The sequence below is a fragment of the Sulfurospirillum sp. UCH001 genome, from assembly GCF_001548035.1.
Taxonomy (GTDB): domain Bacteria; phylum Campylobacterota; class Campylobacteria; order Campylobacterales; family Sulfurospirillaceae; genus Sulfurospirillum.
On the sequence record NZ_AP014723.1, the window covers coordinates 2,083,232 to 2,095,388 of the forward strand.

The following is a 12,157-nucleotide window of genomic DNA, read 5'->3' on the forward strand; positions in this document are numbered from 1 at the left end:
TTTCAAGAGACCGCTAATGTAGGTTTTAATGAGTGTAGCGATACAGAAAACCATGAGTGTTTCAATGATTCTAAATGCATTTGGATATACGGATTATCGCTTGGCTTAGTGTAGCGAAACAAGGGTATACCAGATAAATTTCCGACATGCTCAAAATGCTCTAACCTGTTAATGCTTGCAAAAAAAGCATGGGTTTCTGCTAACTTTTCAACAAAATTTTCCAATCGTTTTGTTGCAAAGGCACTGTTTAATTTTCCATTTTCGCAAAGTGAATAACCAGAATTATGATTGACCGATGGGCAAGCGGTATCGACAAGGATATGCTCAAAATAAGGGCTTACCGGGTAGAGTTTACACGCAGGTGGTCTTTGCAAATAGATGCTACATTGTTGATTGATATAGTATTTGCAGTAGCTTTTGCCATCATTTAAGAGTACATAAGCAGAGAGTTTATGGTCTCTGATACTAAATAAAATAGGGAAATTTTTATATACGGCTTCAAAATCTTCTAAAATAAGAGGTGCTGCGGCAAAACCTTTAGCTCCATTACAACAATCACCCTCGCAGGTCGAACACCCACTAAAATGCAAATCTTGCTTCTTTATATTGATAAAACTTCCAATGCTTTCCATTCATCTGCTTTCAATCAAATTTGAGTATTACTCTATAGGTTTGCAAAGAAAAGCATTATTAATTCCAAAAATAACAGTGGTAATCAAAAATGAGTGAATATGTAGAACAAATGAAGTCTTTATAGAAGTTATAGACGTTTTAATAAGTCCATTAAAACGTCTATAATAAGAGGAAAATTAACCAAAACGTCCTGTAATGTAGTCTTCGGTTTTTTTCTCTTTTGGATTAACAAAGAGTGTTTTAGCATCAGAGTACTCAATGAGATTTCCCATATGGAAAAATGCCGTATAATCAGCAATACGTGCGGCTTGTTGCATGTTGTGTGTGACGATAACAATCGTATAATTCTTCTTCAAATCCAACATCAAATTTTCAATCTTCTCTGTTGAAATAGGATCAAGCGCAGACGTTGGCTCATCCATCAAAATGACATCTGGCTCAACCGCAATCGCTCGTGCGATACATAAACGTTGTTGTTGCCCACCAGAGAGTGCCGTACCTGGGTCTTTGAGTTTATCTTTAACCTCTTCCCAAAGATTAGCTCCTCTTAGTGCCCTCTCAACCAACTCATCACACTCTTTGCCCTTTTTGACGATGTCGTGCATCAAAGGGGCATAAGCGATGTTTTCATAAATGCTTTTTGGAAAAGGATTTGGTTGTTGAAACACCATACCTACACGCTTACGAACAGCAACAACGTCGATGTCTTTATCATAAATGTCATGCCCATCGATACCAATGTAGCCTTCAACACGACAATTCAAAACAAGGTCATTCATACGGTTGATACAACGTAGAAAAGTTGACTTTCCACAACCACTTGGTCCAATGAGTGCAGTAATTTTTTTAGTATAGATATCCATATTAATTGAGTTTAAGGCTTGTTTTTCGCCATAAAAAAGGTTCAGATTTTTAACTTCAATTTTGACCGTTTCTTTAGCAACATTGCCCTCTTCGCGGTCCATCATTGCTGTATGTATAAAACCATTTTCCATTGTCATTACCACTTTCTTTCAAATTTTTTTCGTAAATAAATTGCTACAGCATTAAGAGATAACAAAAGCACCAACAACACGACAATTGCTGCCGCTGTTCGCTCCAAGTAGGCTTTTTCAGGCATTCCTGCCCATGTAAAGATTTGTGCTGGAAGCACAGTTGCCGCGTCACTAAAGCTCGTTGCTGCATCTGGTACAAACGCGATCATTCCTACGATGATGAGTGGTGCTGTCTCGCCAATAGCACGCGCAATAGAGATAATAGAACCTGTTAAAATACCCGGCATTGCAACAGGTAAAACATGGTCTCTTACAATTTGCCATTTGGTAAGTCCTAGCCCAAAACCAGCTTGACGAATACTGGCAGGAACAGACTTAAGGGCTGCTTTTGAGCTAACAATAATGACAGGTAAACTCATCAAAGCTAACGTCATACCACCTACCAATGGAGAGCTTCTTGGTACTCCAAAGAAGTTAATAAAAATCGCCAAACCTAAAAGACCAAACAAAATGGAAGGAATCGCCGCAAGATTGTTGATGTTCACCTCAATAATATGGGTGAGCTTGTTTTCAGGCGCAAACTCTTCGAGGTAAATAGCAGTCATAACACCGATAGGAAACGCGATAGCAATTGTGACGATCATCGTCAGTAAACTTCCGATAATCGCAGAATAAATACCTGAGTTTTCAGGGATTTTTGAATCGCCTGAGAGCAGAAAGAGCGTGTTGAATTTGAGCTCCACTTTTCCATCATTTTTCAGCTCATCAACATACGCTCTATCTCGCTCAGAGGTACGAGACTCTTTTCCTTTAAGATATTGGTCAACTTCAGAGTTTGCCAATGCCCAAAACTCTTGTTTGGTATTTATCCATGATGGATTTGCTTTAATCAAAAGAGGAAGATCTCTCAGCCACGCACGACTGATGATTTTAAGTTGCTTACCATTTACCGCACCATAAGGGTTTTCTACCACTTCATCGTTAATAGAGACCTCAATTTTAATATAAGTTTGCGTAAAAGCAGGATAGCCTGCGCGTACAATATCCACCAAAAAGAAGACCAAAAAAGAGATAGAAAAGACAATAGCAAGTACTGTGAGGTACTTAAAAATAGCCGCTTTCTGGTTGCGTCTTTTAATCTGTGGAATATAAAAATAGTTATCGTTTGGTGCTTTCACAACAATCCTTTACAGTGTTGAAACTTTGTATTTTCTATGGAAACTTCGGATGGTACTCACTGAAATAATGTTAATAATAAGCGTCACAACAAAGAGTACAAAACCTAAAGCAAATGCTGAAAGTGTCAGTGGGTTGTTAAACTCCTGATCGCCTGTGAGGGATTCTACGATTTTAACAGTAACCGTGGTCATATCTTCCAGTGGATTCCATGTAAGATTTGGTCTAAGACCTGCTGCCATCACAACGATCATCGTTTCACCGAGTGCGCGAGAAACCGCTAACAAGATAGAAGCAATAATGCCTGGCATCGCTGAAGGTAAAACAACAAACCGAATCGTTTCTGCTTTATTCATTCCTAAGGCATAAGCACCATTACGCATATTTTGTGGCACAGAGCTGATGACATCATCAGAAAGCGAAGAGATAAAAGGAATAATCATAACACCCATGATGATGCCACACGATAGTGCGTTTTGGTACTGTGCTTCAATGCCAAAGAGTGCAAAAAATTTCACGATTGCAGGAGCGATGGTAAGGGCTGCAAAGAAGCCATATACGACCGTTGGGATTCCCGCTAAGATCTCTAAAAAAGGCTTCACTTGTGCCCTAAGTTTAGGCGTTGCGTACTCTGACATAAAGATAGCCGACATAAGTCCTACAGGAACAGCTAAGATCATCGCCATAATGGTGATGTAAAATGTTCCTGCAAAAATAGGCACAGCGCCAAATTTTGCTTGCGCACTTGCAGCGTCAGCTCGTCCAGCACCTTCTAGAAACGCTGTGTCAGGAGACCACTCCAAACCAAATAAAAAGTAGCTCACACTTTGTGTCTGAAAGAAATGCAACGCTTCAAAAATGATGGAAAGTAAAATCCCAAATGTGGTCATTACGGAAATTAATGAAGCAAAGAGTAACATCCCTTTGATGAAGTTTTCAACGCTATCACGTGCTCTGGTTTTTGCGTCTACTTGTCTGAAGAATAACCACAATGCAATAGCTCCAGCACTCAGTGCGCCTGCTACAAGCATAAATGGTGGGATAGCATGAATGCCAAAAAGATATAAAAATACTCCCACAAACCCTATCGTGATAATAGGAAGCCCTGTGTAAAGCGCAACAAACCAACCGTATTGGTCAGGTTGTGAATGCATTTTAATACCTTTAGAGCGAATGGTGACAGCACGTGCTTTACCGATGATATAGCCTATGAACATCAGTGGAACAAGACCACCAAAGAAGATAAGATAGAGAGTTTGATTGCTCACCAGAGTCCTTTGAATTAAAAGTGCAAGAGGCAAAAGCCCCTTGCTCGCGTGATATATAAATCTTAAGGTAAGATGGTATGTTTCTTAACCATCTCATCGGTTAGTTTTGTTTTAGCCAAAACAGCCGCTTGTACTTTTTTGAGGTCTTCACTTGTCATAGGAACCAAACCGATGGTTTTTAGAACACCTTTTTGACCTACCATTTTGTCATCAACATAGAGTTTAAAGAATTCATCCATACCCTTAACTTCTGCTCTGTGAGAGTTCTTAGCATAGATATAAAGACTTCTTGAGATTGGGTATTTTCCGCTTGAGATGTTCTCAGAGGTACATGCTACACCATCGACAACTGCGCCATTGATTTTGTCGCCATTCTCTTCAAGGAAGCTATAACCAAAAATACCAAATGCTGCTGTATCTTTTGTCAATTTTTGAACGATTAAGTTATCATTTTCGCCTGCTGGTACATAAACACCATCTTGACGAATCGCTTTGTATTTACCTTTTTTATCGCCGTACGCATCAAATTTTTTAGAAGCAGTCTCCATGACCATCTCATCAAAAGAATCTCTTGTACCTGATGTTGTTGGAGGACCATAAACGGTAATTTTTCTATTTGGCAATTTCGCATCGATCTCATTCCATGTTTTATACGGGTTTTTAATCAATGATTTACCATCTTTACTTGGCACTTCTTCAGCAAGCGCTAAAAAGAGTTGTTCTTTGCTTAACGCAATTTCGCCATTTGTTTTAGACTGAGCTACGGCAATACCATCAAAACCTACCATCATTCCGGTAATGTCTGTGACACCGTTTTTAGCACATGTTTCAAACTCTTCCGCTTTCATAGGGCGTGAAGCATTGGTAAAATCTGGGGTATCAAGACCAGCACCTGCACAAAAAAGCTTCATACCGCCACCTGTTCCTGTTGACTCAACGACAGGGGTTTTATTGCCAGTAACTGCTTTAAACTCTTCTGCGACATAACTTGTAAAAGGATATACTGTTGAAGATCCAACAATTTTAATTTGATCTCTCGCAGCCGCAGTCGAACACAAAGCGGCAACACTTAAAAGCGACAAGGCGCATGTTTTGATAGTCATTTGAACACTCCATTTCTGAAATTTGGTAATGTCATTGTAAAAAAATTTGATTACAACTTGGTTACACATCTTTTGCTTTTTTTGAAACTCTATTTATAATTGATTGCTATAATGCCGCTATTGTTGCTGGATATAATGGCACTATGATTATGAATTATAAGGAGTATTTATGTTACAAACGATTCGAGCCAAACTCGTTTTTCTTTTATGTGTGGTTCTTTTAGGTACGGCTAGCCTTGGATATCTATTGATTTCAAATACCATAAAAGCAAAACTTGCTGTCGAAAAAGTTCAAACTGCTGATGAAATCGCAAAGCACACCGATGAGCTTATCATTCACATTAGAGAACATCAAATTACTTTTAATCCTAAAGCGATTGAGGATTATAATAAATCCTACACTGACCTTCTTGAACACGTCAAAGAACTTGAAGCTATATTAAATAAGAAAGAGAACATTTTGCTTCTTGCCGAGATCAAAAAGACTGCAGAAGAGCTTAAAAATTCTACCGATGAGCGCTTTGCACTTATTACAAAATACGCATCTCAAATCAACACACCTGAATTTGCTCAAACGCCAGATGGTAAGCGATTTGAGACATTGACCAATCAAGGACGTGAAATCTTTGCATCTCTTCTGGAAAAAGCAGATAAACTTTCAAATTCGATAGAGAAGTACGAAAATTCTATTCTTGATCAAGCAAAATTGATCGGCTCTGTTATGGCTGTTCTCATCTTTATAGGCGCAAGTTTGATCTTTTGGTTTGTTTCAAACCAAATCAAAAGTTCTATTAATCTTTCGGCAAAAGAGTGCGAATTCATTGGCAACACCAAAGATTTAAGCCACAATATCGCAACTCAAGGCAATGATGAAATCGCACATATGATGAAAATAGTCAATACCCTTCTCTCACAGCTACGCAATGCCATCGATGATGCAAAACGTACGGCGCTTGAAAATGCAGCCGTTGCGGAAGAGCTCTCTTCTACCTCACTTCAAATCGGTAAACGTACCGAAGATGCGGCAAAAGAGGTCGATGAAACTGTGCATGCTACACAAGCGGTTGCCTCCATTCTTAAAACCAGTGAAGAGAGTTCACAGCATTCAGGAAAAGTGATTGAGCATGTAGCGGATGAACTTGGCAATGCCTCACAAGAAGTCCTTTCTGTCTCTTCTGATCTTCAAAATATTGTTGTAAGTCAAACCGATTTATCAAGCCGTTTAGAGCATCTTGACAGTGAAGTAACGCAAGTTCAACAAGTGCTTGGCGTGATCGCCGATATTGCAGAACAAACCAACCTTCTTGCCCTTAATGCCGCCATTGAGGCAGCACGTGCAGGAGAACATGGACGTGGTTTCGCTGTTGTTGCAGATGAAGTACGAAAGTTAGCTGAGCGTACACAAAAAAGTCTTGTGGAAAGCAATGCAACCGTTGCCGTCATCGTCCAATCGGTCAATACGGCAACTGAGATTATGAAAAAAAGTGCTGGAGAGATCCAAGAGCTTGGACATCGCGCTGAAAATACGCAAACATTGATGCTAAAAACCGTTGAAACTATGAATGAAGCTAAAACCTTAGCACTGCGCACGGTGAAAGATGCACAAGCAGGTAGTGCAAAAGCTAACGAAGTGATGACGCGCATTCATAACATTCATCAACTCTCCACAACCAATGCAAGAAGCGTAGAAGAGATCGCTAGTGCGGCAGAGCACCTCTCCAAACTCTCCGACAATCTCAGCCATGCACTTGCTACGTTTAAAACGGCATAAGGAGCCATAATGTCAGAACTCATGCCAAGCCTCTTTTTGGGGCATGGCTCACCTATGAATCTTGTGTTGGAAAACAGCTTCACAGAAAGCCTTGAGTCACTTTCTCGTGAACTTCCAACGCCAAAAGCCATTTTAGTGATTTCAGCACATTGGTACACTAATCAAACGGCTGTGAGCATAAGCTCTGGAATTGCGTATGAAACACTCTATGACTTTTATGGATTCCCGCCTGCATTGTATGAACTAAGCTATAAATCTCCTAGCAACAATACCCTCTCCAAACGCATCGCGACACTTTTAGATGCTCCTTTGGTTGAGAGAGGACTGGACCATGGTGCATGGATGCCTTTGTACTATCTTTTCCCAAAAGCGAGTATTCCTGTCATTCAACTAAGCATCAACAAAAACCTCCCTATGATCTCCCATGTTAAAATTGGGGAGAAACTTCAAGCGCTTAGAGAAGAAGGCATTATGATTATAGGCAGTGGCAATGTCACACACAATTTGAATATGGTTGATTTCTATAATATCAATGCGCCTGCTGTACAATGGGCAAAGAATGTGGATACATTTATTGATAACGCATTTACAACCAATGATGTCGATAGCCTTGTGAGAATTGAGACACTCTGTCCTGATTTTAAAACAGCCCATCCTTCATTGGACCACTATTTGCCACTGCTGTATATCGCAGGTTCTAGGATGGAGCATGAACACTTCCGTTCTATCATTCCACTTTTTCAAAACAGCTCTTTAAGTATGAGAGGGTTTATCACTGAGTAACTCATAGTATCTTAGACAGAGAAACTCCCCTTATTGTATGGGGTGAGTTTCCCTTTTACAAATAGACATCTTAACACGATACCTCTTTCTCACACGAAATCTCACACATACGAATTACAATATCTTACAATTAAATATAAATTGTAAGGAAAATTTTATGTTTAAAACCATTCGTTCTAAACTGATTTTATTGTTTTTGATCATTCTCATGGGCATTGCATGTTTGAGTTATCTACTCATTTCCAATACCTCTAGTGCTGAAGTCGCTGTCAAAAAAGTTCAGCTTATTGAGAAAATCACACGTGACACGGCTGAGCTGTTGATGCATTCTCGCGGGTATCAGATTACCTTTACACCTATGTTTATGGAAAAATCCATCGAAGCTCAAAATGCCCTTGTAAAACACCTTGCTGAAATAGAGCCTATACTCAGTTCTCAAAAAGAGACGACACTTTACACAGAGGTGAAAAAAGGTGTTGATGATTTTTCATACTCCACGCTACCTCGTTTTGAGCTTCTTACCAAATATAAAAAGGCCATCGAAACACCTGAATTTCTTTCATCCAATGATGGAAAACGCTTTACGGAACTTACCAATACAGGACGTGATGCGTTTATACTCATCTCAAAAAAAGCCGATGAACTCTCTAAAGTCATCGAAGAAGATGAAAAAGAGGCATTAGCGAAAGCTCGAAAATTAGGGATTGCTCTTGCATTAGTAGTGCTTGTGATTACCAATCTTTCATTTTGGTTTGTTGCATCCCAGATTAAAAAATCTTTGGAAATTGCGACAAAAGAGTGCAAGTACATCGGTGAAACCAAAGACTTGGCACACACCATTGCGACCAATGGCGAAGATGAAATTGCAACGATGATGCAAACCGTAAATGCCCTGCTCTCTCAACTACGCCATGCCATCGATGACGCTAAACGCACCGCCTTAGAAAATGCAGCAGTCGCGGAAGAGCTTTCCTCTACTTCTATGCAAATAGGAAAGCGTACAGAAGAAACCGACCAAGAGGTCGACCAAACTGTAACGACGACCAAAAGAGTTGCTACTATTTTGCATGCCAGTGAAGAAAATGCTGGACAAGCAGGCGCTATCATGCACAGCGTTTCAAAAGAGCTCGATACCGCTTCTACAGAAGTGCTTGCCGTATCGTCTGATCTTCAAACCATCGTTGTCAATCAAACCGACCTTTCCGCTCGTTTGGAACAGCTCAACCACGAAGTTTCACAAGTTGAGCAAGTACTTTCAGTGATCGCTGATATCGCAGAGCAGACCAATTTATTGGCGCTCAATGCCGCCATTGAAGCTGCACGTGCGGGAGAACACGGACGTGGTTTTGCCGTGGTTGCTGATGAAGTACGAAAGTTGGCAGAACGTACCCAAAAAAGCCTGGTTGAGAGCAACTCCACCGTAGCCGTCATCACTCAGTCAGTTGCGACCTCATCTGAGCTTATGAAGAAAAATGCCACAGAAATTCAATCGCTTGGAATGAGAGCTGAAAACACGCAACACTTGATGCTAAAAACCGTTAAAAACATGAACGAAACGGCAACTATCGCCAAAGGTGCTGCAGAAGAAGCAAAGCATGGAAGTATTGAGGCCAATGCAATGTTGGAGAGGGTCAATACCATTCATAAACTCACTTCCACCAACGCGCGAAGTGTGGAAGAGATAGCCAGCGCGGCAGAACACCTCGCTAAACTCTCCACAAACCTTAGCCACGCCCTCTCTGCCTTTAAAACAACTGCCTGACAGATAATATTATAAAGCCCTAAAATAGGGCTTTATTTGCTTTACTCTCCTTTGATATACCGCGCTTTTTTCGCCTCTTTTATTTTGGTGATGTCCACCAAGATAAAACTATCGACACAGTTAGCAAACTCTTTGTCGATGTTGAAGTCTAAAAAGCAGATGCCGCCCTCATCGCACAACTCCGTGTACTGTTTATACAGCGTTGGCACACTCAAATCCATGTGTGAGAGTTGCTCTTTTAGCGTAGCAAAGTCCTCTTTATAATCATCTCCTCTAAAGAGCATCAATGCTTCTTCACGCTCCGCTTTACTCATAAAAAAGCCATTGCGCGCACTGACTAGTTTTTCAGCGCCACTAAAATAGAGCGCATAAAAGGTGATGATTAGATTTTTCGCGATTTTTGGATAGACATCGCTGAGGCTTACTGGTCCGTACATATAGCGAATATGCGGGTTTTTAAACAGATACGCCCCAATCCCCTGCCAAAGATAATCCAGCGCTCTAGTTCCCCAATAACGTGGTTGCACAAAACTACGTCCTAATTCGATGGAGTTATGCAAATAAGGCGAAAACTCGGAAGAAAATTCAAATAAGGTTTGAGAGTAAAACCCTTCCACCCCAAAATACTCACTGATATAATTGGCTTCTCCAATGCGGTACGCTCCCACGACTTCAAGCTCTTCATCATCCCAAAGCACGATGTGTTTATAGTGCTTGTCAAACGCATCCACATCTCTTTTAGAGCCTGTTCCCTCTTCAACTTTACGAAACGTAAACTCACGCAAGCGCCCTATCTCTTTCATCAAAATCGAGCCTGCTTCGAACTCATAAAGATAGATTTTTTTGCCATCGCTGGTTTGTCCTAAAAGCGTCGATTTTTTAAGTTCTGCGCGTATGGCTTTACACTCTTCAGGATGAGCTATCGCTTTTTGTGTCGTAAAGATGCCCTTTTTGCCTCGACTGATTTTGTAGAGGTGCTTTTTGAGAAGATTGATGAGTGTTGTCTCGCTAAAGCCAGAGCTTTGAAGCGTTTTATAGGTAATCATCTCACCGATTTTAAAGCTAATCACTTTAGAGCGTTTCTTAAACATCTCACGCGCAAGTAAAAAGGTTGAGAGCTTTTTGTTGATCATCGAGAGTGTATAAAACAGCGGTGAATTTTTGGCATCGATAAAAACAGGTAAAAGAGGCGAATTGCTCTTTTGTGCAAATTTTAAAAAGCCTTTTTTCCATTTTGCATCCTTAATGCCCGTAGGATGCGCACGGGAAACTTCGCCAGAAGGAAAAACGATGAGCGCTTCGTCTCGTTCAAGCGCTTCATAGACTTTTTTAATGGACTCTTTGGCAGCTGTTCCGCTGAGATTATCCACAGGAATCAATAACCCACTTAAAGGCTCTATTTGCATGAGCACGTCGTTGGCTAAAACTTTGACATCACTACGTATCTCTTTGATGAGTGAGATAAGTGCTAACGCATCAAGCGCTCCTAAAGGGTGATTTGCCACGATAATCACACGCCCAGAAGAAGGGATGTTGGCTTTATCTTTATTGGAAACGGTGTAGCCAAAGTTAAAATACTCCAGCACCGCTTCCACAAAATCAAACCCTCTGTACGCCTCGCCATGCGTCAAAAAATCGTTTATCTCCTCTTGGTGCAGTAGCTTTTTTAAAAGATAAATAACGAAATTTCTCACCATACTTGGGTAATAGGCAATAGCGGGGTACTTGAGGCTTAACGTTTTTTCGACATCGACCATGAGTGCTCCTTCATAATTTTTCAGTGGATTATAAAGGGAGCTCATTACGATACGGTAACGCTTGAGAGGTTTTTATGTTACCATATTGTAATGATTTCAAACTACAATGATACAAACTATTGTAAGGAAAATGTATGCTTCAAAAATATGAAGAAAGACTCATAGAAATCAAAAAAATGCTCGTTGATTTGGGTGCTGAAATTACTATGGCAAGTGAAAAAACACTCAGCGGTATGGAGAGTTTGGACATTGCTCGTTTTGAGTCAGCGAAAACCCTTCTTAAAAACATTGAAAATCAAGCCAATGCGATTGACAATGAAATCGTTGTTACACTCGCTCTTTTTGGTCCAGAAGCAAAAGACTTGCGTAAAATGGTGGCCTATCTTAAAATCACCAATGAACTGGTAAAAATTGCTGAAAATATCCGAAGTTTTAGCAAACGTATGGCATTGCATCTTCAAGGCGATGTACCTTTTGTCTCATTGCATGAGTACTCAACACATCTGTGCAAAACTGCCATCAAAGCCGTTACTTTAGCCATTAGTACCATTGAAGTCGCTGATCCTGAAACACTGGAAGACACTTATAGAAAAGTCAAAGTCGAAGAGAGTAAAAGTGATGATTTGTATTCTATTTTAGAGAAAAACATCCTCAGCGATATTGCAAAAATGATCGACCAATCGGCTGATTTTATTCAGATTTTAAGTACCATGCGAAAGTTAGAGCGTATGGCAGATCGTAGCGTTAACATCGTACAACTCATGATCTTCGCACGCGTTGGCGGAGAGATGAAGACTTATTAGGAACCATATAAATGTTCTACAAGAACATTTATAACACGCATTTGAAGCAAAGCTTGAAATGCTACGCTAACGCTGAGTTTTCCTCAGCGGAAAGCTCATGCGCCTT

10 protein-coding genes and 1 pseudogene are annotated in these 12,157 nt (G+C 40.4%); 4 read left to right on the forward strand and 7 right to left on the reverse strand.

Going from position 1 to position 12,157, the window contains the following annotated elements; genetic code table 11:
- Positions 1-2: 2 nt before the first annotated feature.
- The 6 genes and pseudogenes from UCH001_RS10400 to UCH001_RS10420 form a co-directional block, all read right to left on the reverse strand.
- On the reverse strand, positions 3-632 hold the full coding sequence (locus UCH001_RS10400; protein ID WP_067177600.1) for a YkgJ family cysteine cluster protein: 630 nt from the start codon (positions 630-632) through the stop codon (positions 3-5).
- A 177-nt stretch (positions 633-809) separates the two neighbouring features.
- Positions 810-1,598, reverse strand: coding sequence for a phosphate ABC transporter ATP-binding protein PstB (pstB, locus tag UCH001_RS10405; protein ID WP_067178522.1), 789 nt, complete (start codon positions 1,596-1,598; stop codon positions 810-812).
- 35 nt (positions 1,599-1,633) lie between these two features.
- A complete protein-coding gene (gene pstA / locus UCH001_RS10410; protein ID WP_145973125.1) occupies positions 1,634-2,806 on the reverse strand; it encodes a phosphate ABC transporter permease PstA in 1,173 nt (390 codons plus the stop codon).
- A gap of 9 nt (positions 2,807-2,815) precedes the next feature.
- Positions 2,816-3,724 (reverse strand): phosphate ABC transporter permease subunit PstC, encoded by a 909-nt coding sequence (gene pstC / locus UCH001_RS10415; protein ID WP_231963997.1) that lies wholly within the window; start codon positions 3,722-3,724, stop codon positions 2,816-2,818.
- 228 nt (positions 3,725-3,952) lie between these two features.
- Positions 3,953-4,021: pseudogene (locus UCH001_RS13585) on the reverse strand (hypothetical protein); the annotation flags it as partial.
- A 113-nt stretch (positions 4,022-4,134) separates the two neighbouring features.
- Entirely contained in the window at positions 4,135-5,175 is a 1,041-nt protein-coding gene (locus UCH001_RS10420) for a PstS family phosphate ABC transporter substrate-binding protein (protein WP_067178524.1), read from the reverse strand.
- 169 nt (positions 5,176-5,344) lie between these two features.
- Here UCH001_RS10420 and UCH001_RS10425 point away from each other — a divergent pair, with 169 nt between their 5' ends.
- The 3 genes from UCH001_RS10425 to UCH001_RS10435 all read left to right on the forward strand — a co-directional run bounded on the left by UCH001_RS10425 (position 5,345) and on the right by UCH001_RS10435 (position 9,491).
- On the forward strand, positions 5,345-6,946 hold the full coding sequence (locus tag UCH001_RS10425; protein ID WP_067177604.1) for a methyl-accepting chemotaxis protein: 1,602 nt from the start codon (positions 5,345-5,347) through the stop codon (positions 6,944-6,946).
- Positions 6,947-6,955: 9 nt separating this feature from the next.
- Positions 6,956-7,729, forward strand: coding sequence for a dioxygenase (locus UCH001_RS10430; RefSeq protein ID WP_067177606.1), 774 nt, complete (start codon positions 6,956-6,958; stop codon positions 7,727-7,729).
- A gap of 157 nt (positions 7,730-7,886) precedes the next feature.
- Positions 7,887-9,491, forward strand: coding sequence for a methyl-accepting chemotaxis protein (locus UCH001_RS10435; protein ID WP_067177608.1), 1,605 nt, complete (start codon positions 7,887-7,889; stop codon positions 9,489-9,491).
- Between the two features lie 41 nt (positions 9,492-9,532).
- Here UCH001_RS10435 and UCH001_RS10440 read toward each other — a convergent pair whose 3' ends face one another.
- Positions 9,533-11,248, reverse strand: coding sequence for a lysophospholipid acyltransferase family protein (locus UCH001_RS10440; RefSeq protein WP_067177609.1), 1,716 nt, complete (start codon positions 11,246-11,248; stop codon positions 9,533-9,535).
- Between the two features lie 134 nt (positions 11,249-11,382).
- On the opposite strand from UCH001_RS10440, the gene UCH001_RS10445 reads away from it, so the two are divergent.
- Positions 11,383-12,051 carry a phosphate uptake regulator PhoU gene (locus UCH001_RS10445; RefSeq protein WP_067177611.1) on the forward strand — a complete coding sequence of 223 codons (669 nt, stop codon included), beginning with the start codon at positions 11,383-11,385 and terminating at the stop codon, positions 12,049-12,051.
- The last annotated feature ends 106 nt before the right edge of the window (positions 12,052-12,157 follow it).

Excerpts from the sequence above, each read along its gene's own strand:
- UCH001_RS10440 (WP_067177609.1), bottom strand. The coding sequence starts at position 11,248 with ATGGTCGATGTCGAAAAAACGTTAAGCCTCAAGTACCCCGCTATTGCC.
- UCH001_RS10400 (WP_067177600.1), bottom strand. The coding sequence starts at position 632 with ATGGAAAGCATTGGAAGTTTTATCAATATAAAGAAGCAAGATTTGCAT.
- UCH001_RS10430 (WP_067177606.1), top strand. The coding sequence starts at position 6,956 with ATGTCAGAACTCATGCCAAGCCTCTTTTTGGGGCATGGCTCACCTATG.
- UCH001_RS10425 (WP_067177604.1), top strand. The coding sequence starts at position 5,345 with ATGTTACAAACGATTCGAGCCAAACTCGTTTTTCTTTTATGTGTGGTT.
- UCH001_RS10435 (WP_067177608.1), top strand. The coding sequence starts at position 7,887 with ATGTTTAAAACCATTCGTTCTAAACTGATTTTATTGTTTTTGATCATT.
- UCH001_RS10420 (WP_067178524.1), bottom strand. The coding sequence starts at position 5,175 with ATGACTATCAAAACATGCGCCTTGTCGCTTTTAAGTGTTGCCGCTTTG.
- pstC (WP_231963997.1), bottom strand. The coding sequence starts at position 3,724 with ATGTTACTCTTTGCTTCATTAATTTCCGTAATGACCACATTTGGGATT.
- pstB (WP_067178522.1), bottom strand. The coding sequence starts at position 1,598 with ATGGACCGCGAAGAGGGCAATGTTGCTAAAGAAACGGTCAAAATTGAA.
- UCH001_RS10445 (WP_067177611.1), top strand. The coding sequence starts at position 11,383 with ATGCTTCAAAAATATGAAGAAAGACTCATAGAAATCAAAAAAATGCTC.